Genomic DNA, 20,194 nt, shown 5'->3' with positions numbered 1-20,194 from the left:
AACAATGTTCGGATTTAAAAAAAAACCTGAGCAGGAGCAACTTAAAGAGCTTGTGATTAGTGAGCTGAAGACCGTATTTGATCCGGAAATTCCTGTGAATATTTATGATCTCGGTTTGATCTATGATATTGAAATCGATGATGAGCACCATGCTCATGTTAAAATGACACTGACCACTCCCGGCTGTCCAGTCGCCCAGACATTCCCGGGTACAGTGGAACAGGCCGTGAATCGTGTAGAAGGGATTAGCGACTGCACCGTTGAATTAGTATGGGATCCACCCTGGACCCAGGAACGCATGACTGAGGCGGCCAGATTGGAACTGGGTATATTTTATTAATACCCCTAAAAGAAAGTCCTCTCTCCCTCAGGGAGAGAGTTAGAGAGAGGGGATTTTCTTTAAGCTGACACCCATTCACCTTCACATCAATCAAAGGCATTACATCAAACATTATTTACAAGGTCATTCCATGCATCTTCCTGATCAATGGCAGCCATCCACCTCAATACAGCTGTTAAGGCAACGGGCTGCAATTATGAATAATATCCGCAGTTTCTTCAACCAACGCGGCTACTTGGAAGTAGAAACGCCCGCAATGGCTCGCTGTGGCATCACTGATGTGTATTTAAGCAATATCAAAGCGATATTTCGCAATCAGACATATTATCTGCAAACTTCCCCTGAATATCATATGAAACGGCTTCTGGCAGCCGGCAGCGGCCCGATTTTCCAAATGGCTAAAGCGTATCGTGATGATGAAGTTGGCCGGCACCACAACCCTGAGTTCACAATGCTGGAGTGGTATCAGCTGGATATAGATCATCATGCCTTGATAAAAGAAGTGGATGAGCTCCTGCAAACAATCATAAATTGCCCTCCTGCAATCCGTAAAACCTATCAACAGGTTTTTGAGGAACTATGCGCAGTTGACCCATTTGCGGCAAGTATCACTGATTACCGTCATTGCCTAAAGCAATTTGAGTTGGATTATGTGCTGGCGAAGAACGAGCGTGATCCTGATCAATATCTGTTCTTATTGATGAGCCATGTCATTGAACCGGCTTTAGCCAGTAGTGATGCGCCAGTCGTTATCTATGATTTCCCGGTTTCTCAGGCTGCATTAGCCCAGGTCAATAACGGGCGAGCCCAGCGGTTTGAATTTTACTACCGGGGAATGGAGTTAGCGAACGGTTTTCATGAATTGCTGGATATTGAAAAGCAAAGACAACGCTTTAACCAGGATCTAGCTCAACGAGAAAGGCTCAATCTGGAGCTTCCACCCATTGATCCTTTATTCCTCGCCGCATTAGCGCATGGGTTGCCAGCCTGCAGTGGGGTGGCTTTGGGAGTAGATCGCCTGATCATGCTGGCTTTGCAGCAGACTGATATAGCCTCGGTTTTGAGTTTTGATTTCTCGCGTGCCTGATATTTGTGGCCATATGATTGTAGGATGTCCCAAATAAAAAGCCTTTCTCCCGGAAAGGAAGAAAGGCCTTTTGAGCAGAGATATGGCCAGCGTCAATTAGTTATCGCTGTGCTCTCTATTATTGACTTGTTCTTTATCCTTCCTTTTCCCCGAGTTTGCATCAGTTTTTAAAGGAACGACTCGCGCACCGGACTGCTGCTGGTTGCCGCCTTTTTTGCGCTGCATATTCGCACCGGAAGCCTGACGTTGCTGATTGCCAGGCGAACGTCTTCTGCGAGAAGGCGAGCCGCCTTGTCGTTTCTCGCCGCTATTTACAGCTCTGGTATTTTGCTGACGAGGATGCTGATGACGGGTCTGTTTAGGCTCAGTTTTGGCAGCAGGTTGTTTTGATGTCTCATCCGAACCGCCAAAAAGACTCGTCCACAAACGCTTGATAAAGCTGGTCTGAGGCGCTTTTGAACCAGCGGCTACGGCAAAGGCTTTAACAGCAGGTTCGTCTCTTACAGCATCCTGCTCATCGCGCACAAGCGCTAATTCGGGCTGTTGAATCATTGAATAACTGGGTTTCTTGTTCTTGCCCACATTATCTTCTTTTAAGCGCGTGATGCTATATTGAGGTGTTTGCATGTAAGGGTTAGCAATAATAATAATTTTAACCCCATGGCGTTTTTCAATATGCAGAATAAACTCACGTTTCTCATTGATGATAAAGGTCGCCATTTCAACGGGCACCTGAACATGAACTTCTGCTGTTTTATCCTTCAGGGCTTCTTCTTCGATAAGACGTACAATAGACAGACCATGCGACTGAATATTTCTGACAGTACCACGTCCTTCGCAGCGCGGGCAAACTTCCTGAGCGGTTTCTCCCAGAGAAAGTCTCAAACGCTGGCGGGACATTTCCAGTAAACCAAAGCGAGAAATCCGGCCCACCTGAATCCTTGCCCGATCGGTTTTTAATGCTTCTTTTAACTCATTTTCCACGTCACGCTGGTTCTTGCTGGAGTTCATATCGATGAAATCGATGACCACCAGACCACCGAGATCGCGTAAACGTAACTGACGTGCAATCTCATTGGCTGCTTCGAGATTGGTATTTAATGCAGTTGTTTCAATATCGGCACCACTGGTCGCCTTGGCTGAGTTAACATCAATGGACACCAGCGCTTCAGTGCGATCGATGACCAGAGAACCGCCGGAGGGTAGGGGTACTTCACGCTGATAAGCCGTTTCAATCTGACTTTCAATCTGGTAATAATTAAACAGAGGGATATTGTTGTTATACAATTTAACATTGGGTAAGAAATCAGGTTTAACCTGCTCAATGTATTGTTTGGCCTTAACATAGGAAATCTGATCATCAATGATGATTTCAGAAATCGATTTTCTGAGATTATCGCGAATTGAGCGAATAATCACATCACCTTCCTGATGAATGAGGCAGGGAGCCAGTTGATTAGTATAGGCCTGATTAATGGCTTGCCACTGATTGCACAGCATATCAAGATCAGCCTGCAATTCATCCTGGCCTTTGCCAACACCTGCTGTACGAATGATTAAGCCCATTCCTTCTGGTAATTCCAGAGCGTTGAGTGTTTCTTTCAGTTCATCGCGGTCATCGCCTTCGATGCGGCGCGAAATACCGCCAGAATTTGGATTATTCGGCATCAGAACCAGATAACAGCCTGCCAAAGTAATGAATGTAGTGAGTGCTGCTCCTTTGCCGCCGCGTTCCTCTTTATCCACCTGAACCAGTAACTCCTGGTTTTCACGAATTAATGAGGTAATTGGAGGACGATCATCGCCAAATTCTTCAGGATTTTTACTCAGATACTCGGGAGCGATTTCTTTTAGTGGCAAGAACCCTTGTCGTTTTGCACCATATTCCACGAAAACGGCATCAAGACTTGGTTCACGACGAGTGACAACAGCTTTGTAGATATTGCCTTTCTTTTTGACTTCTGTTGGGCAATCAATGTCCAAATCAAACAGGTAATTATCTTTTATCAGGGCAACTCGAACTTCCTCAGTTTGAGTCGCATTTATTAACATTTTCTCCATCACACACCCCGTTGAGGGCGCAACACTTAAGCAGAACGACAGTGCAGGATCTTTTTGTTCGTTAAACGTTTCACGCCCGGGTACAGGCAAAGTACAGCAAACAAACACTAATCATTAGTTCGTATGGCAGTACTGGACAGGGATGATGGCATTGAATAGTAACAATAAGTTACTTTGTCAAATCAACAGATCCCGGATTTATGTCTCTTTAACCAAACAAAATTTATTAAGCATTTCCCAATATTACTAAATTCAGACCATACGCAAGTTACCATTCAATCAATGGTGCATGTAAGTGCTTGTATTTAAAGGACTGTTTACGCAGAGCAGGTGTTTACTTAAGAATAGCGTAACATAGCCTTGACTCTAATATTCAAGTCGTTTTACATCTACACACATGTCTCACATGCGCAGGTATCCGGTGAGTTCTCAGTTTATGACTCTTAATACCGGGTTTACTTCCTTCATATCATTAACCTAAGGGAAGCGCATTTTATTTATCGTAAGTGTGCCGATTTTTATCGGCAATTAAACTTTTTAGTCATTATACGGTATAATTCGGTCGTCGAAATATTTTTTTTCCGACGCCTAGCATTTTAGCAAAAAAAACTGCCACAGCAAATAGGTTATTGAGAATGAATGATGTACGCTATCTGGAAGTCACTGCCAATGAAGAGGGGCAGCGTCTCGACAATTATCTGATGAGGATATTAAAAGGAGTTCCCAAGAGTCATATCTATCGTATCATTCGTTCCGGGGAAGTACGCATCAACAAAAAAAGAGCAGAAGCATCCAGCCGCTTGAAAGAAGGCGATATTCTTCGTATTCCGCCTGTGCGTGTCAGCCAGGAAAAAGAGATTTTTGTCGGCGACAGGATGGAGCAGCGCCTGAGACAAAGTATTATTTATGAAGACGGCGAGCTGCTCGTCATTAATAAGCCCGCAGGTATCGCCGTTCACGGCGGCAGTGGTTTAAATCTGGGAGTTATCGAGGCTTTACGAAAAATTCGGACCGATCTTCATTATCTCGAACTGGTTCATCGTCTGGATAGAGAGACTTCAGGCTGTCTTTTGCTGGCCAAAAAAAGAAGTGCACTCCGATTAATCCAGGCGCAATTGGAAAGCAGAGAGGTAAAGAAAATTTATTGGGCACTTCTTCAAAATAGCTGGGCGGATGAAAAAAAAATTCTGGTTGATGCCCCTTTAAAGAAAAATAATCTGCAATCAGGCGAGCGTGTGGTTGTCGTGCATCCAGAAGGCAAGCCCTCGCAAACAACTTTCAGATTATTGGAGAATTACTCAGATGCCTGTTGGATAGAGGCTTCACCCAAAACAGGCCGCACGCACCAGATCAGGGTACATAGCGCACATATTAAACACCCAATCGCTGGCGATGAAAAATATGGCGGCAGACGTTTGTCCTATGATTTCATTCAGGATCGTTCTCGACTATATTTGCATGCGCGCGCAATTCAATTTAATCTGAAGGATAAAAAACTTTGCTTTGAAGCTGAATTGGATGAGCAATTTAGTCAAACATTAAAATTTTTACGTACACGGGAGTGTGGTATTCATGAGTAAGCGATATCGTCTGGTCGTCTTCGACTGGGAAGGGACAATCAGCGACACTCTGGGGCAAATTATCGATTATGTGGCCAGTGAAGCAAAGCGCCTGAATTTTGGGGAGTTAAATCCTGAAATAGCAAGGGAAAATGTAAACCTTGGTCTGGTTAAGGCGACTAAAAAAGTATTCCCTCATTTAAGTACGCAGCAGATGGAAGAATTGCTGGAGGCGGTTCAAAGTAAACTATATACTCGACATGCGGAAGTTTATTTGATTCCGGGTGTTTTTGACCTAATCAGACGCTTGAGTGAAGAAGGCGTTTTTCTTGCAATTGCCACCAACAAGGGGCAGCAAAGTTTGCATAAGGCGCTGCAAAGCACCGGGCTTGAAAAATATTTCATTGTGACAAAATCGGCAGGCAGCCTTCCATCCAAACCGCATCCGGAAATGCTTAAAGAAATTTTGCAGGATTTTGGAGTTACTGCGAGCGAGACGCTGATGATAGGAGACTCACCCACTGATATGGAAATGGCGAAAAGTTTACAAGTTGATGTGATTGGGGTTGATTTTTACCACCAGCATCCGGAGTTATTAGAGCAATCAGGTGCACTGGCCGTATTTGATGATTACCAGCTGGTTGCAGATTTTCTTCAACTGCCCCAAAAGGATTGATGTCGTGAGTAATCTAACCAGTTTACCCAATATGTTGACGTTGTTTCGGATAGTGCTGATTCCGGTTTTTATTATTGTATTTTATCTGCCCTTCGCCTGGTCGAGGGGTTTGGCGGCCATTATTTTTGCTTTAGCGGGATTTACTGACTGGCTGGATGGTTATGTTGCCCGAAAAATGAAATTGATGTCGCCATTCGGTGCTTTTCTTGATCCTGTTGCTGATAAATTACTGGTTGCCTGTACGCTTCTGCTGCTGGTTGGAGCGAGGGATGTCGATTACATCACATTGCCGGCTATCGTTATTGTAGGCAGAGAAATCGTGATCTCAGCACTTCGTGAGTGGATGGCAGAGGTGGGCAGTCGAGCCAGTGTCACTGTAAGTTACATTGGCAAGGTTAAAACCACATTGCAAATGGCGGCGCTGGTTTTACTGGTAGCCTTTGATCCGACTCAGTCCTGGTGGGGATTAATTGGTTTTATTTTGCTTTATGTGGCCGCCATTTTGACCATATGGTCAATGGTTATTTATTTGTCCATTGCATGGCCAGAATTAACTAAAAAAAGTTAAATTTATGTGTTGACAGAGAATCAATTTTCGGTAAAATGCTTCACATAAAGACGCGGGAATAGCTCAGTTGGTAGAGCACAACCTTGCCAAGGTTGGGGTCGCGAGTTCGAGTCTCGTTTCCCGCTCCAAATTCAAAGCGACGTATAAGTCGCTTTTTTTTCAACAGAAAAATAAGGCTGTGTGGCAGAGTGGTCATGCAGCGGCCTGCAAAGCCGTGTACGCCGGTTCGATTCCGGCCTCAGCCTCCACAAAAATGCCCAGGTGGCGAAACAGGTAGACGCAAGGGACTTAAAATCCCTCGGGAGTTAAATCCCGTGCCGGTTCGACTCCGGCCCTGGGCACCATTCAAGTACATGTTCAAGTTTTAATATCTCAAGTGTAATCTGAGATATCTAATTATTGGAAGAACATCGCCAGCACTTCGATTTTAAGATCTGATGATTGCTCTGTATATCTTCTGCTAGCAAAAAAGATTCAGTTAATATTATTAAAGGATTTCTATGGGATTTTGGCAAAAACTAAAGACGGTCAGCGATCAATATGCTGAAATAACGCATTGTACGGATGGTCTGTTATTTATAGATATGGCAAAGAATACATTGCATCAGTGTATGACAAACTGTGCGACTATTCATCAGGGGTATGTCTATATTAAACCGTTTAAAAGCTATAGTCGAGAGTATCTAAAAAAAGGATTGGAGTTGTTAAATGATGCCAATCTAAATCAGGAAGAACAGTTCAAAATTGTGATTGGTACATTATTAGCTGCCAAGTATTACAATGATCAGTGTTATCCCGATGATATGTATTATAGAAGAAATCCCCGGCATCTTGGTTCGGAAATGAAGGATGCTATCCAAGCACTGCTGGAACCACATGAGGGAAAATCCATATTTACTGCTGAGGAACAGAGTGCTGATTGCAGTCATAAAATAAATGTCTTATCTAATGCTGTATTTAATGACGAATTACATTTGGATGAATCACTTTTTATCAAATCCTCCTTAATTGCTGCTGAGCCATTTAACCTCAAATTAAAAGAGTTGTGTGAAGTTTATGATATTCCATTATCTTTGGAAGAACACACTGATGCTCTGAGCGAAGCGCCTGCAGGGCCCAGATAAACACCTCAGCGTAGGTCGGGCGCTTCGCCCGACAATTCCATTTTCATCAAATTTCAACAATTCGAAAACGTCGGGCGAAGCGCCCGACCTACGTTAGGTAAAATCGGATTAGAGTGTCTCCCACTTTCGGGTAGACCTATCTATTCTGCCATAGTGCAATATGAGCGCCAGTGGGATCCACGAGGATCGCGAAGTAACCAATTTCACCCACTGGCGTAACCGGCATTTTTACAGTGGCTCCTAATTCAGTGGCTTTTTCCAGTTTCTCTTCAAGATCTTCAACCAGGATATATCCCATCCAGTGAGGTGGAATTTCGTTTTGCCTGTCTTTAGGGATTCCCCATATTCCACCAAGATCGTCGCTTCCCGCGGTTTTAATAAACGTATAAACCATATCGCCGGTATCATGTTCAGTGAACTGCCATCCTAACAATTTTCCATAGAATTCTTTGGCAGCAGATACATCAGGCGTAGCTAGCTCATTCCAGCAGAATTTCCCAATTTGTGGCTGGTCCATTATTAATCTCCTTATTATTGAATGGTTTTAATACAGCAAGAACGAATGAGAATAAGTATAGATTATATTAAAACTATAGATTCAATCTTCATCTCGAGCAGAGCGGCTCATTAATTGAAGAACAGCTTGCTGAGGATTCAGTTCCCCCTTTAACAGACTGTTTACTACAGTACAGATGGGCATTTCTACCTGATAGCGATCTGCCAAAAGACAAATTTGTGCCGCGTTATGTTTGCCTTCCACGACTTGTCCGATGAGTTTTTCAGCTTCTTGAGAAGAAATTCCATGACCTAAATGCAGGCCAAAACGGCGGTTCCGAGACTGATCATCCGTACAGGTCAATACCAGATCGCCCACACCAGCCAAGCCCATAAAGCTTTCATCACGTGCGCCCAAAACCTTTCCAAGACGGCGCATTTCCGTTAGACCTCGGGTGATTAATGCCGCTTTGGCATTGGCGCCAAAATGCAGTCCATCGCTGATTCCGCAGGCAATAGCAAGAACATTTTTAACCGCACCACACAACTGAACACCAATTAAATCATTGCTTAGGTAGACGCGCAGATTCTGATGATGCAGAAGGTTGCGAGTGGATTCCTGGTAGGCAATATTATTACCCGCCAGTGTCAGGGCAGTAGGCAGGCTCTGAGCGACTTCTTTTGCAAAAGAAGGACCTGAAATTGCCGCAACTGAAAATTCCTCGCCCCAATGATTAGCGACAATCTGGCTTAGAAATTGATTACTGGATGGATCGAGCCCCTTGGTCAACCATGCGATGCCTCTTGCGGGTTTGTCAATAAGCTCAAGCAATTCAGAAAAAGAATGAGAGGGAACGGCGATAATAACTTCATCAGCCGATGCAGAACATTCATGAAGATTATCAGTGACCTGCAAGTTGTCAGGTAATTTGATGTTCGGCAAATAACGTTGATTACAGCGAGTGGTCTGCATGGAAGCAACATGCTGCGGGTTACGCGCCCACAGCATGACGTTTCTGCCTGTATTCGCTATATGGATAGCGATTGCGGTTCCCCAGGAACCGGCTCCCAATATAGCGATGGTTTTTTGAACATTCATTATTAATGAGTAGTTTCTGTTTCGTCTGCTTTGGATTTGCTTTGCTCTTCAAGTTGCTGCATATACAGGGCATCAAAATTAATGGGTGCCAGTACCAGTTGAGGAAAGCTGCCGCGGATAACTTGTGAAGTAATTGCTTCGCGGGCATAGGGGAACAGAATACTTGGACAGAAACTTCCCAGTAAATGACCTAATTGTTCTTTAGGAGCTCCCTGGATTGTAAAAATACCTGCTTGCTTGACTTCAGCCAGAAACGCCGTAGTGTTTTTATTTTTGACAGTAGCAGTCACAGTAAGAACGACTTCATACACGTTTTTTTCTAATTCAGTATTTTCTGTATTCAGATCCAGAGTTAACTCAGGTTCCCATTGTTGCTGGAAAACAGCAGGCGTATTAGGGGTTTCAAAAGAACTGTCTTTCATGTACACCCTTTGAATCATAAATTGAGCTTCATTCGCTGGATTTGTAGTGGCTTCGTTCATTATTTTTCCTAGTTATTGTAAAAGTTCATTTAGCTTACCCGCATCTTCGAGTGCATATAAATCATCACAGCCGCCGATATGCTGACCATTAATAAAAATCTGGGGGACCGTCCTGCGTCCACTGCGGGCAATCATTTCATCGCGTTTTCCCGGTTCTTCATCAACGCGGATCTCCTGATAACTAACCTTTTTGCTATCAAGCAGCTGCTTGGCTCTTACGCAATAAGGGCAGTAACTGGTGCTATACATAATTATGCTTGCCATAGTTTATTTTCCTTTTACCAGAGGTAAGTCTGCATTTTGCCATGCACTTATTCCGCCTGCCAGAATCATCGGCGCGGTGAATCCCTGTGCACGCAATTTAGCAGCCAATGCCGTAGATTGTAAACCTTTAGCACAAACCAGGATAATAGGTTTGTCTTTATATTTATCCAGTGATTGCTGTTCAAAGTCCTCTACACTGGCACGTACTGAATTAATAATATGACCCTTTCGATAAGTTTCAAGATCACGCAGATCAATTACTGTCGCATCGTCTCGATTAATGAAGTGAACGGCCTGTTGCGGCGACACTTCCTTGGCACGTTTTTTCTGTGATTGAATTTCATTAATTAAAATGAGCAGTAGAATGAGAATTAAGCCTAACCATAAAGCCCAGTGATTAACAATAAATTGCCCAAGTTGTCCCATACAATACTCATGATAATTAAATTACTAGGACTGAATTATCCTTAGAATATCCTGCCAACGCAAGTGATTAAAAGCTGCCGCGCGCCATTTCCTGTAATCTTGCAATCCGGTCAGCAGTAGGCGGGTGAGTTGAAAAGAGGGCAGTCAGACGTTGGCTGGTTAATGGATTGACAATAAATAAATTGGCGGTGGTTGGATGTCTTTCTGCCGCAGGAAATTGACCCTGCTGATTGGCCATTTCCAATTTTCCCAATGCGCTGGCCAGCCATAAAGGGTGACCGGACAATTTAGCTCCGCCGACATCAGCTTCGTATTCTCTTGAGCGAGAAACCGCCATTTGGATCAGGCCTGCTGCCATCGGCGCTAAAATCAGCATTAATATCGCGCCGATCGGGTTATTTCGCTCTCCTTCAGAGTCATGGCCCATCGGCAAAAATATGAACATATTAGCGATTCCGCTAATCGCGCCTGCCAAGGTGGCAGCAATAACACTGATTAGTGTATCCCGATGAGTCACGTGTGAAATTTCATGCGCGAGCACGCCTGTCAGCTCTTCCTGGCTAAGTCTGGATAATATTCCAGTCGTTACGGCAACGCTGGCATGTTCCGGACTTCGTCCTGTAGCAAAGGCATTGGGCACGGGGGCATCAACTATATACACTTTTGGAACAGGGATTTGTGCCCGATTGGCAAGTTGAGAAACAATAGAATAAACTGGATGGCTTTCATCCAGTGGTTGTGCTTTATACATTCGCAATACAATCTGATCTGAAAACCAGTAGGCGCCAAAATTCATAACGACCGCAAAAATCAAGGCAATCATCATGCCGCCATAGCCGCCTAATAAACGGCCGATTAACATGAGAAGGGCTGTTAATGCCGCCAGAAGAATTAAAGTTTTCAAATTATTCATTTTAACCACCATTCCTTGGAATTGAACCGATCGTTTTGCGAGCTCATCGATTTGAATTTTTCGCCAAGCTCGCAATGAATCGACAAGCGATGAGTTGAGCTTCTTATTTATTAATTAGCCATAATTCAACGCTTTTCAAGCTTTATTGTCATAAAAACGCGTAACCTCCGCTAAAGGCTGACCTACGGCGGCAGAAGGCGATTTGATGGCCAGTACCGCTGCCAGAGTAGTGGCAATGTCTGTGGTATAAACAGGACGAGTAATCGCTTGCGGCTCAAATTGAGCGTTCACAAAAAGAAGCGGCACATAACTGTCGTATTGCCAGGGCGTTCCATGATCGACTTTCTGGCCTTCCTGATCTTCACTCAATTGATAAGGAGGCGGCACCAGATAAAGATCGCCGGCGCGGCTTAAATTAGCCATACGAATCACCTTGTCGCTAAGCCAGTCGTGTTGAGTATTGGCCAAAGACAGCGCATAAGCCTGAAAGACGCCGGGGAAATTGCCAAGTGCTTCAACCAGGGTCGCATTGACCTGATCAATATCCATACTATGAGAGCGGATGACGTCATGATTGAGATACACATACGGAGGCATAATCGCTTGCAGAGAGTTAGCTGGCAGCTGGAATCGCTTGAGTAAAGTTTGTTCTATTTTTTGACGCAGTTCACTCTCATTTAAGGCATTGGCTTGCGGCATATGGTGTTCCGAAAGATAGCTTGGCGAGTCACTAACTCCATGATCTGCCGAGAGCACAATTAGGGTATTGGCAAGTCCTACCTGAGCATCAATCGCTTTGAGTAATTTGGCCATCGTTTGGTCAAGACGAAGCAAATTATCTTCTGACTCCAGACTGTTTGGTCCAAATTCATGACCGACTGCGTCGACAGCAGAGAAACTAATGCCTAAATAATCGACTGTATTAGCCGTTTTACCCAATTTTTCTTCTTTGAGCAGGTGAATGGCGAAATCAGCGGTCAATTCATCCGCCTTGGGCGTCATCGATAAGAATTCGTAATATTCTTCACTACCCGGTTCACCAGTATGGTGCGGGAATCCTTTGCCGAAATCCTTGGAGGAGCGGTTAGGAAAGCCTGCCGATTTGGCGAAAGTATATTGATTGACCGGCTTGCTTAACGACCAGGTTTCATTCTTATCCTGATAATCAGCATTCCAATTGATGACCCATTGTGGGTATTGCGTCAAATAATAACTGCTGCTGACAAAGCCGCCATTGCTTCGATCAAACCAATAGGCCTGACCCGCATGGCCAGCAAGAGTGATTGCTGCGCGATCCTTTAAGGAAACGGCGAATGCCTGGCCTTTTTGAGCGAGCACTAATTCATCACTGAGAGTAGAAGCCAGCAGCTGGCGTGGTGAGCGTCCAGGCAATTCTTTTTTTGTGTGCGAGGTTGGAATAATTTTGCTGTTTAAATCTTCCATGCAATAAACAGACTGGCCGGTTTGACGATCAATCCAGTCATTAGCCACAACGCCATGAAGAGCCGGGAAGCTTCCAGTCGCAATAGTCGCATGTCCAACACAGGTTACAGTATGCGCATGAGGGTGATGGGCATTCTGGTAATTGATGCCATGACTTAGCAGGTAGTTAAAACCCTCTGCGCCAAACTTGGTTTTATAGCGCTCCAGCAGGTCGCCTCGAAGCTGATCCACTACAATCTGAACAACCAGTGCGGGCGGTTTGGTTTCTGCCCAGGTCATACTGGTGAGCAGCATCAGCGGTACACTAAGGTATTTCTTCATTTGATTTCCTTTCTGTTGAAGCAAAGCGTCATCCTAAAGCAGAGGCGAAGAGAAATAAAGATTTTTCATCAGAGTTTTTCCTAAACCTGATGTAAAAACAAGAGGTTGTAATTTAGTTAAGTCGTTTAAAGAAAAGTCATGACGAACGGAAATAATTAGTTTACACTGGGTATCGTGAGGAAAGCCCTCACTTTTGGAATATGGAGTTTAAGGAGAAAATTATGGCTTACGAAATACTGAGTTGGACTGCGCTCAAAGAGGCTTGGAAACAACAACAACTTCAAATGAACTCAGACCACTCCGTTGGTGATATCAAAGAATTGGAGCGTTATGGTGATGTCAAGTTCATCAACACTTACATCGCTCATCTGGACAGTTTGAGTGTAGATTACTCAGATGATCAGAAAGCCGATTGTTTATCAGGGGTGATGCTGACAGTCCGCAAGATGGTTTACGATGACTATCCGCGACTTAATCCAAAAGGCGGATTACTTAACAAAGGAAGTTCTCTTTTTCGTGCGCTCGACACAATTTTAAAACCCGAAGATAAGAAAAATCCAATGGACCCTGTCACTGCTTATCGAATTTTAAGCGCTGCGCATCAATCGTTTTCTGCAGAAATTTATGAAGCGGGTGATGAGCTCAAAGGTAAAAAAACCGATCATAAATTTGTTATTCAAGACGACAGAGAAGGTAAAGAAGGAGTAATCTTTAAGCATCTGGAATTTGGCACTACTCTTATTGCCTTGAAAAATGCTGCTCACTCTGGAAAAGATGAACTGCAAAATGAAATCAACAGAAAGGCAAAACTGGAAGAAGAAAAGAGAGCCAGGGAAGAAGCGTTGAAAGCAAAAGGCGGTCACGCAGGCTTTTTATCCAGTTTATCTCATATGTTTCTTGGTGGTGGAAAAGCGTCAGCTTCTACTTCAAAGACTGCGGTAGCCGAGGAAGAATTTGTTCCTGAAGGTCCTTCCACCTGATGCCCCCACAGGTATAGGCTGGGCTTCCAAGCCCAGCACATCCTTTACTTCTCTATCGGATAACCCGCCATACTCCAGCCGGCAATACCACCATTGACTGAATACACTTCCTGATAGCCCATTTGCATCAGTGTTTCGGCTGCAGCCAGCGATCGGACTCCGCCTTGACAGTGCAGATAAATGGGTTCGGCAGTATCAGCGACTTCTTCTTGAATTCGGGCGGCTAATTCGCCCTTCGGAATGTGAAGAGCCTGCGGGATGCGATAATTTTGCCACTCATAGTCTTCACGAACATCAATCAGGCAAAGCTTGCTGTTTTTTTCCATCCGTTGTTTTAATTCATGGACATCGATTGTGGCAATATTATGTTCGTTCATGACTTTTTTCTCTCAATGTAGGTCGTGTTAATGTGGAGTGATGAATAAACCAGTAAATTGCGGCAGTGATTACGCCGCCCAGCAGCGTCGCAAAAGCCCAGGATGCTGCAGAAACCAGGGCAGGCCGCTGGCCCAGCTGATAGAGGCTGCCGGCATCTCGGGCTACTGCACCGGCAAATAACAGATGCAGCAACGCATTAATTAAAATGAGCAGGTATTGAAAAGTGTCGATTTGTGCTGCATATTGTTCTATTAATTGATTAAGCATGATTGTATTGCATCTATTTGGATGAGTAATCATAACAGAAATGCAGGCAAACTGTATTTCTCTTAGGGAAATTGACCGGTTGGATCCCTGGCATATGCAAATAAATGATTAATGTCTTGCGTGGAAAAACCTGGATGCGCTACGCTTATCGAGTCTACGCAGACAATCTGCCTCTTTTTAATAATAATAATCAGAAAAACCTGGCTGTCTCATTAGGCTTGAGTTTAATCGCTGAGGAGTATTCTCATGCATCACTACGATGTACCGGTACCCAGTTTATTTACGGCTCATTGCGGCCCACTGTACCATGTGGAAGAAGTGATACTGAGCCGGATCGCTGATATTGAAGATTGGTTCAGACAACAATGGCGAATGACTCCGCCCCCTCTGACTTCATCTGTTGATCTAAGGCATGCCGGTTTCAAAATTGCTCCAGTGGATACCAATTTATTTCCTGCTGGATTCAATAATCTTAATCCTGATTTCTTACCGCTCTGCGTGCAGGCGGCTCAGGCAGTATTAATCGATTATCTGCCGACCTGCAGGCGTATACTGATTCTACCCGAAAGCCATACGCGTAATCGCTTCTATATGCAAAGCCTGGCCGTCTTAAGAGATATTTTAATGCAGGCAGGATTTAATGTTCGAATTGGCAGTCTGGATCCTGATTTATCGAGTCCTGTTGAAATTGAACTGGAGGGGAATAACAGTTTAGTGATTGAACCCCTGATACGACATGAGGATCGGGTCGGCTTGCATGACTTTGATCCCTGCTTCATTGTATTAAACAATGATCTGTCCACTGGCGTTCCTCCCATTCTCGATGGCATTAAGCAGCGCATACGTCCCACGGCCAAACTCGGTTGGTTTTCGCGTTTAAAATCCAGCCATTTTGGTTTTTTTAATGAAGTTTCTCGTGATTTCTGTGAATTAATCAATCTGGATCCCTGGCTGATTAACCCCTATTTCACCGCGGTGGATGGGATTGATTTTATGGCTCAGGAAGGCCTGGAAAATCTTGCAGAAGCAGCCGATATGCTTTTAAAGCAAATTGAGGACAAATACCGAATTTACGGGATTGACGAAAAGCCATTTCTGGCGGTTAAAGCGGATAATGGTACCTATGGTATGAGCGTTATGATGGTGCATGATGCGAATGAACTGCGGCAGCTGAATCGGAAGCAGCGGACCCGGATGGCAGCCAGTAAAGGTAGCCAGAAAGTTGAGCGCGTCATTTTGCAGGAAGGGGTCTTCTCCTTTGAGACCATGCCCGATGGAGCCGTTGCCGAACCAGTAGTTTACATGATGGGTCAATTCGTAGTTGGTGGTTTTTACCGTGTGCATCAGGGGCGAGGCAGTGATGAAAATCTGAATGCTCCCGGTATGCACTTTGAACCTTTGGCTTTTTCACAACCCTGTAACATGCCCAGAGGCGATTTACCGCCTGTTGAGTATCCCAACCGTTTTTACGCCTATGGCGTCATCGCACGTTTAGCGGCGCTTGCTGCAGCAAGGGAAATCGCTGCAATTGGAGGCGAATAATGAAGCTGGCTGTTTTGATGGATCCTCTGGACTCAATAAAGGCGTATAAAGATTCGACTGTCGCAATGTTGCAGAGTGCTCAGCAATTGGGGTGGGAGTGTTATTATTTTACACCTGCCGATATTTCCTGCAAGCAGGGGAAGGCTTTCGCACAGGTCGCCTCAATCAGGGTGGGAGATGAGCAATCTGGCAACTGGGCTGAGGTGGGTGAAAGAACTGAACGCTCGCTCAATGAGTTTAATATTATTCTGATGCGAAAGGATCCTCCTTTCGATATGGAATATATTTATGCTACTTATGCTTTGGAGCTTGCTGAAAAGGCAGGGGTGCTGGTGGCCAATAAGCCGCAAAGTTTACGCGATGCCAATGAGAAGTTTTTTACCCTGCAGTTTCCACAATGCTGTCCTTTAACATTGGTGACCAAAAATATTGACCGCTTGCACCAGTTCTGGGAGCAGCACCAGCAGGTTGTGTATAAGCCTCTGGAAGGAATGGGTGGGAATGCGATTTTTCATGTCGATGAAAAAGCCAGTAATTTATCGGTTATTCTGGAAGTTTTGACCCGAAATGAAACAGTGACCATTATGGCACAGCGTTACATCCCGGAAATCAAAACCCATGGTGATAAACGCATTTTAGTGATCGATGGCTCTCCTGTTCCCTATGCTTTGGCCAGAATTCCTGCAAAAGGGGATATTCGCGGCAATCTGGCGGCAGGGGCCAGGGGTGAAGTAGTCGAGATAAATGACAGAGATCGCTGGATTTGTGAGCAGATTGCGCCGACTCTGCGTGAAAAAGGCCTGTTTTTCGTGGGTATTGATGTGATTGGCGATTATCTGACTGAAATTAATGTCACCAGCCCTACTTGCATCAGAGAAATAATGCAGGTATCTGGTCTGGATATCGCAGGTGAGTATATGCGCTGTCTGGAGAAGAAGTTGTCATCATAGTAGTTAACTGGAAGAACTCTGTCATTTCGGTGCGCATTATTGTGTAAATGAAAATAGTTGTGCAGAAGACTGTCTTTGCGAACAAAGTGAAGCAATCCAGTGGAAGCTTTGAGCGGGGTGATGGATTGCTTCGCTAACGCTCGCAAAGACGACAGCTTAGTTGCCTGGGTTTATTACGCAACAAGGTTTTCCGCGCAGGCGGAAATCAAAAGATGTTTTCGCAGTGTAGTTCGCGAATGAATCCAGGGATAATTAGCAAACTCAAAACTGGTACTGGGTCTCTGTTTCAGTTAAACTGTTTGTCTTCAAATTGCTGAGCCTGATATGCGTTCCCTTTCCCGTGAAATTCTGATTACGTTTGCGGTAAAAATCGTTCTTCTCATTGCTTTGTGGTTTTTTTGCTTTCATCACATCGAAAAGCCCCAGTCGTTCAAGCAATATCTATTTGGTTCACCGGTGACAATGGAGGCTATCGCAGAACGTTAATTCTTTGATCGGACAAGGGCTTTGTTTTTTTTAACTTCAGTTACTAAGGTGAGCTATGATTCCTGCCAGTGAAGTTGTCGATTTATCCCGCTTACAATTTGCATTAACCGCGCTGTACCATTTTCTTTTTGTTCCTTTAACTCTCGGATTGTCTTTGCTCTTGGCTATCATGGAAACTGTTTATGTAATGACAGGACGTGAAATCTGGCGCCAAATGGTTAAATATTGGGGACTGTTATTCGGTATCAATTTTGTGTTGGGAGTGGCCACAGGATTGACGATGGAATTTCAGTTTGGTACCAACTGGGCTTATTACTCTCACTACGTGGGGGATGTGTTTGGTGCTCCTTTAGCGCTTGAAGGGCTAATGGCTTTTTTTCTGGAAGCCACGTTTGTTGGCCTGTTCTTTTTCGGTTGGGATAAATTATCAAAATTTCAGCATATGTGCTGTACCTGGCTGCTGGCGTTAGGTACAAACTTATCAGCCCTGTGGATCCTGATTGCGAATGGCTGGATGCAAAATCCGGTTGGAGCCACATTTGACTACCAGACAATGCGAATGGAAGTGAGTGATTTTGCCGAGGTCATGTTTAATCCAGTTGCCCAGGCTAAATTTGTTCATACCATCAGTGCGGGTTATGTAACTGGCGCCATTTTTGTTTTGGCTGTCAGCGCTTATTTTCTACTGCGCGGGCGCCATATTGATCTGGCCAAACGTTCGATGACAGTCGCGGTTTCCTTTGGCCTGGCATCGGCTTTGTCGGTGGTAGTTCTCGGAGACGAGAGCGGGTATGTTGCCAACAGCAATCAGAAAATGAAACTGGCTGCAATTGAAGCGATGTGGCACACCGAAAAAGCGCCGGCGGGGCTGACGGTTTTCGGTATTCCAAATGAAAAAACACAAACCACCGACTATGGCTTTGAAGTGCCCTATATGCTTGGATTAATAGCAACACGCTCTATTAGTGAGCCCTTGCAGGGTATCTCAGAGTTAATTGATGAAGGAAAACAGAATATTCGAGAGGGAATGCTTGCTTATAAAGCCTTGGCAGTGCTTCAGCAAAACCCGCAGGATAGTCAGGCAAAAGCTGAGTTTGAAGCACATCGTCATGCTTTAGGCTACGGGCTTTTATTGAAAAAATATACGGAAAATGTAAGCGATGCCACGGAAGAGCAGATTAATTCCGCGGCAAATGATCTCAAGCCGAAAGTGCTCCCTCTGTTTTTTTCATTTCGCATCATGGTTGCTTGCGGCTTTTTCTTTATTTTGCTGTTTGCTGTCGGCTTTTATTTGTCTATAAAACGCAGGCTGCACACCACTCGCTGGTATCTCCATGTGGCTTTCTGGTCGCTTCCTTTGCCCTGGATTGCCGCAGAACTGGGCTGGATAGTTGCTGAATATGGGCGGCAGCCCTGGGTTGTACAGGGAATTTTACCCACCTACATTGCCACCTCGTCAGTCAGCTTTTCTCAAGTCGCGACCTCTCTGGCCGGTTTTATCATTTTTTACACGATACTGGCAATCATTGAGGTTTATTTGATGGTAAAGGCTATACGCCTTGGTCCTGACAGCCTGATACATGGAGAGTAAAGATGATTATCGATTACGAAATGTTGCGAGTGATATGGTGGATTCTCTTGGGACTCTTGCTGATTGGATTTGCGGTGATGGATGGCTTCGATCTGGGCGTGGTGATGTGGTTGCCCTGGCTCGCCAAAGACGATACTGAAAAGAGAATCCTGATTAATAGTATTGCTCCAACCTGGGAAGGCAATCAAGTGTGGTTTATTCTGGGCGGCGGGGCGATTTTTGCCGCTTGGCCCGCATTGTATGCCTTATCTTTTTCCGGTTTTTATCTTGCCATGCTGCTGGTACTGCTCGCATTGATTTTGCGGCCAGTCGGATTTAAATACCGTTCCAAACTGCCATCGATGCAGTGGCGAAATAATTGGGACAAAGCCCTTTTTATCGGCGGAGTAGTGCCGGCGCTGGTCTTCGGTGTGGCAATGGGAAATGTATTGCAGGGGGTTCCTTTTTATTTTGATACGAGCCTGCGTCCTTTCTACACTGGAACTTTCCTGGAGTTATTAAATCCCTTTGCCTTGTTATGCGGGGTATTATCGGTAACCATGCTGGCCATGCATGGCGCGTTTTTCCTGACAGTGAAAACAGTGGGGCCTGTCCAAAACCGTGCAACCGTGGCTGCGCGCGCAAGTGCTATGCTGGTAATTCTTTTATTTGCAGCGGCGGGAGTCTGGATTTATCTGGGAATCGACGGCTATGCCTTGGCCCATCCGATTCCGCAGGATGGACCATCCAACCCTCTTTATAAAACGGTAGTCAGGGTGCCCGGAGCCTGGTTTTTCAATTATTATCAGAAACCCTGGACAATGCTTGTGCCTGCAGCCGCACTGATATCAGCTTTGCTTGCTATTTTATGTTTTAAAAAACAGAAAATAGCTTTTTTATTCAGTGCACTGACCGTTGCATGCATTATTGCTACAGTGGGAGTCAGCATGTTTCCTTTCATTCTGCCTTCGCTAAGCAATCCCTCACAAAGTTTAACAGTATGGGATAGTTCTTCGAGTGCTTTGACTCTAACAATTATGCTGTTTGCAACTCTGATTTTACTGCCGCTGGTTCTTTTGTATACGGCATGGGTTTATCGCGTCCTTAGGGGCAAGGTGACACCAGAGACCGTTAACAATAATTCCGCAATGGGCTATTAGGAG

General features: G+C 44.8%; 22 protein-coding genes and 3 tRNA genes. 15 read left to right on the top strand and 10 right to left on the bottom strand.

All coding sequences use genetic code 11. From position 1 onward, the window contains the following. Positions 1-4: 4 nt before the first annotated feature. Together DYH61_RS11845 and epmA are read left to right on the top strand one after the other, a co-directional pair. Positions 5-340, top strand: a complete 336-nt coding sequence (locus tag DYH61_RS11845) for an SUF system Fe-S cluster assembly protein (RefSeq protein WP_058507730.1) — start codon at positions 5-7, stop codon at positions 338-340. Between the two features lie 130 nt (positions 341-470). Further along, positions 471-1,427 carry an elongation factor P--(R)-beta-lysine ligase gene (gene epmA, locus DYH61_RS11840; RefSeq protein ID WP_058507729.1) on the top strand — a complete coding sequence of 319 codons (957 nt, stop codon included), beginning with the start codon at positions 471-473 and terminating at the stop codon, positions 1,425-1,427. Positions 1,428-1,523: 96 nt separating this feature from the next. Here the strand turns inward: epmA and DYH61_RS11835 are convergent, their stop codons facing one another. Next, entirely contained in the window at positions 1,524-3,488 is a 1,965-nt protein-coding gene (locus DYH61_RS11835; RefSeq protein ID WP_083499225.1) for an Rne/Rng family ribonuclease, read from the bottom strand. 635 nt (positions 3,489-4,123) lie between these two features. Here DYH61_RS11835 and DYH61_RS11830 point away from each other — a divergent pair. The 7 genes from DYH61_RS11830 to DYH61_RS11800 all read left to right on the top strand — a co-directional run bounded on the left by DYH61_RS11830 (position 4,124) and on the right by DYH61_RS11800 (position 7,415). Beyond that, positions 4,124-5,068, top strand: coding sequence for an RluA family pseudouridine synthase (locus DYH61_RS11830; RefSeq protein ID WP_058507727.1), 945 nt, complete (start codon positions 4,124-4,126; stop codon positions 5,066-5,068). After that, entirely contained in the window at positions 5,061-5,723 is a 663-nt protein-coding gene (locus DYH61_RS11825) for an HAD family hydrolase (RefSeq protein WP_058507726.1), read from the top strand. The genes DYH61_RS11830 and DYH61_RS11825 overlap by 8 nt, the downstream gene beginning before the upstream one ends. 4 nt (positions 5,724-5,727) lie before the next feature. After that, a complete protein-coding gene (pgsA, locus tag DYH61_RS11820) occupies positions 5,728-6,291 on the top strand; it encodes a CDP-diacylglycerol--glycerol-3-phosphate 3-phosphatidyltransferase (RefSeq protein ID WP_058507725.1) in 564 nt (187 codons plus the stop codon). Between the two features lie 52 nt (positions 6,292-6,343). After that, positions 6,344-6,419, top strand: a tRNA-Gly gene (locus tag DYH61_RS11815). Between the two features lie 46 nt (positions 6,420-6,465). Next, a tRNA-Cys gene (locus DYH61_RS11810) sits at positions 6,466-6,539 on the top strand. A gap of 7 nt (positions 6,540-6,546) precedes the next feature. Further along, a tRNA-Leu gene (locus DYH61_RS11805) sits at positions 6,547-6,635 on the top strand. Positions 6,636-6,791: 156 nt separating this feature from the next. Then, positions 6,792-7,415 carry a hypothetical protein gene (locus DYH61_RS11800; RefSeq protein ID WP_058507724.1) on the top strand — a complete coding sequence of 208 codons (624 nt, stop codon included), beginning with the start codon at positions 6,792-6,794 and terminating at the stop codon, positions 7,413-7,415. Positions 7,416-7,551: 136 nt separating this feature from the next. Here the strand turns inward: DYH61_RS11800 and DYH61_RS11795 are convergent, their stop codons facing one another. The 7 genes from DYH61_RS11795 to DYH61_RS11765 form a co-directional block, all read right to left on the bottom strand. Next, positions 7,552-7,932, bottom strand: coding sequence for a VOC family protein (locus tag DYH61_RS11795; RefSeq protein ID WP_058507723.1), 381 nt, complete (start codon positions 7,930-7,932; stop codon positions 7,552-7,554). A gap of 81 nt (positions 7,933-8,013) precedes the next feature. Further along, a complete protein-coding gene (locus DYH61_RS11790) occupies positions 8,014-9,009 on the bottom strand; it encodes an NAD(P)H-dependent glycerol-3-phosphate dehydrogenase (protein WP_058507722.1) in 996 nt (331 codons plus the stop codon). Positions 9,010-9,011: 2 nt separating this feature from the next. Beyond that, entirely contained in the window at positions 9,012-9,491 is a 480-nt protein-coding gene (secB, locus tag DYH61_RS11785; protein ID WP_058507721.1) for a protein-export chaperone SecB, read from the bottom strand. A gap of 12 nt (positions 9,492-9,503) precedes the next feature. After that, a complete protein-coding gene (gene grxC, locus DYH61_RS11780) occupies positions 9,504-9,755 on the bottom strand; it encodes a glutaredoxin 3 (protein WP_058507720.1) in 252 nt (83 codons plus the stop codon). 3 nt (positions 9,756-9,758) lie between these two features. After that, entirely contained in the window at positions 9,759-10,181 is a 423-nt protein-coding gene (locus DYH61_RS11775) for a rhodanese-like domain-containing protein (RefSeq protein ID WP_058507719.1), read from the bottom strand. 67 nt (positions 10,182-10,248) lie between these two features. Next, positions 10,249-11,094: a zinc metalloprotease HtpX gene (gene htpX / locus DYH61_RS11770; RefSeq protein WP_058507718.1), complete on the bottom strand. Its 846-nt coding sequence runs from the start codon at positions 11,092-11,094 to the stop codon at positions 10,249-10,251. 135 nt (positions 11,095-11,229) lie between these two features. After that, a complete protein-coding gene (locus tag DYH61_RS11765) occupies positions 11,230-12,858 on the bottom strand; it encodes an alkaline phosphatase family protein (protein ID WP_058507717.1) in 1,629 nt (542 codons plus the stop codon). Between the two features lie 221 nt (positions 12,859-13,079). Between DYH61_RS11765 and DYH61_RS11760 the strand changes: the two genes are divergently transcribed. Further along, positions 13,080-13,838, top strand: a complete 759-nt coding sequence (locus tag DYH61_RS11760) for a hypothetical protein (RefSeq protein ID WP_058507716.1) — start codon at positions 13,080-13,082, stop codon at positions 13,836-13,838. Between the two features lie 44 nt (positions 13,839-13,882). Here DYH61_RS11760 and DYH61_RS11755 read toward each other — a convergent pair whose 3' ends face one another. After that, on the bottom strand, positions 13,883-14,215 hold the full coding sequence (locus DYH61_RS11755) for a rhodanese-like domain-containing protein (RefSeq protein ID WP_058507715.1): 333 nt from the start codon (positions 14,213-14,215) through the stop codon (positions 13,883-13,885). Next, the gene (locus tag DYH61_RS11750; protein ID WP_058507714.1) at positions 14,202-14,483 is read right to left on the bottom strand and encodes a hypothetical protein; all 282 of its coding nucleotides are present in this window, start codon (positions 14,481-14,483) and stop codon (positions 14,202-14,204) included. Before DYH61_RS11750 ends, DYH61_RS11755 begins: the two co-directional genes overlap by 14 nt. Positions 14,484-14,729: 246 nt before the next feature. Here DYH61_RS11750 and gshA point away from each other — a divergent pair, with 246 nt between their 5' ends. The 5 genes from gshA (at position 14,730) to cydB (ending at position 20,191) form a co-directional block, all read left to right on the top strand. Further along, positions 14,730-16,025, top strand: a complete 1,296-nt coding sequence (gene gshA, locus DYH61_RS11745; protein WP_058507713.1) for a glutamate--cysteine ligase — start codon at positions 14,730-14,732, stop codon at positions 16,023-16,025. Further along, the gene (gshB, locus tag DYH61_RS11740; protein ID WP_058507712.1) at positions 16,025-16,975 is read left to right on the top strand and encodes a glutathione synthase; all 951 of its coding nucleotides are present in this window, start codon (positions 16,025-16,027) and stop codon (positions 16,973-16,975) included. Before gshA ends, gshB begins: the two co-directional genes overlap by 1 nt. A 324-nt stretch (positions 16,976-17,299) precedes the next feature. After that, positions 17,300-17,461 (top strand): cytochrome oxidase putative small subunit CydP, encoded by a 162-nt coding sequence (gene cydP / locus DYH61_RS15680; RefSeq protein WP_164480536.1) that lies wholly within the window; start codon positions 17,300-17,302, stop codon positions 17,459-17,461. Positions 17,462-17,516: 55 nt separating this feature from the next. Then, positions 17,517-19,052, top strand: a complete 1,536-nt coding sequence (locus tag DYH61_RS11735) for a cytochrome ubiquinol oxidase subunit I (protein ID WP_058507711.1) — start codon at positions 17,517-17,519, stop codon at positions 19,050-19,052. A gap of 2 nt (positions 19,053-19,054) precedes the next feature. Then, positions 19,055-20,191 (top strand): cytochrome d ubiquinol oxidase subunit II, encoded by a 1,137-nt coding sequence (gene cydB / locus DYH61_RS11730; RefSeq protein WP_058507710.1) that lies wholly within the window; start codon positions 19,055-19,057, stop codon positions 20,189-20,191. Positions 20,192-20,194: the final 3 nt, after the last annotated feature.

The sequence above is a fragment of the Legionella quinlivanii genome, from assembly GCF_900461555.1.
GTDB classification, from domain to species: domain Bacteria; phylum Pseudomonadota; class Gammaproteobacteria; order Legionellales; family Legionellaceae; genus Legionella_C; species Legionella_C quinlivanii.
The sequence above is the reverse complement of the archived record's forward strand: the minus strand, read 5'-3'. Positions and strand labels throughout refer to the sequence as shown.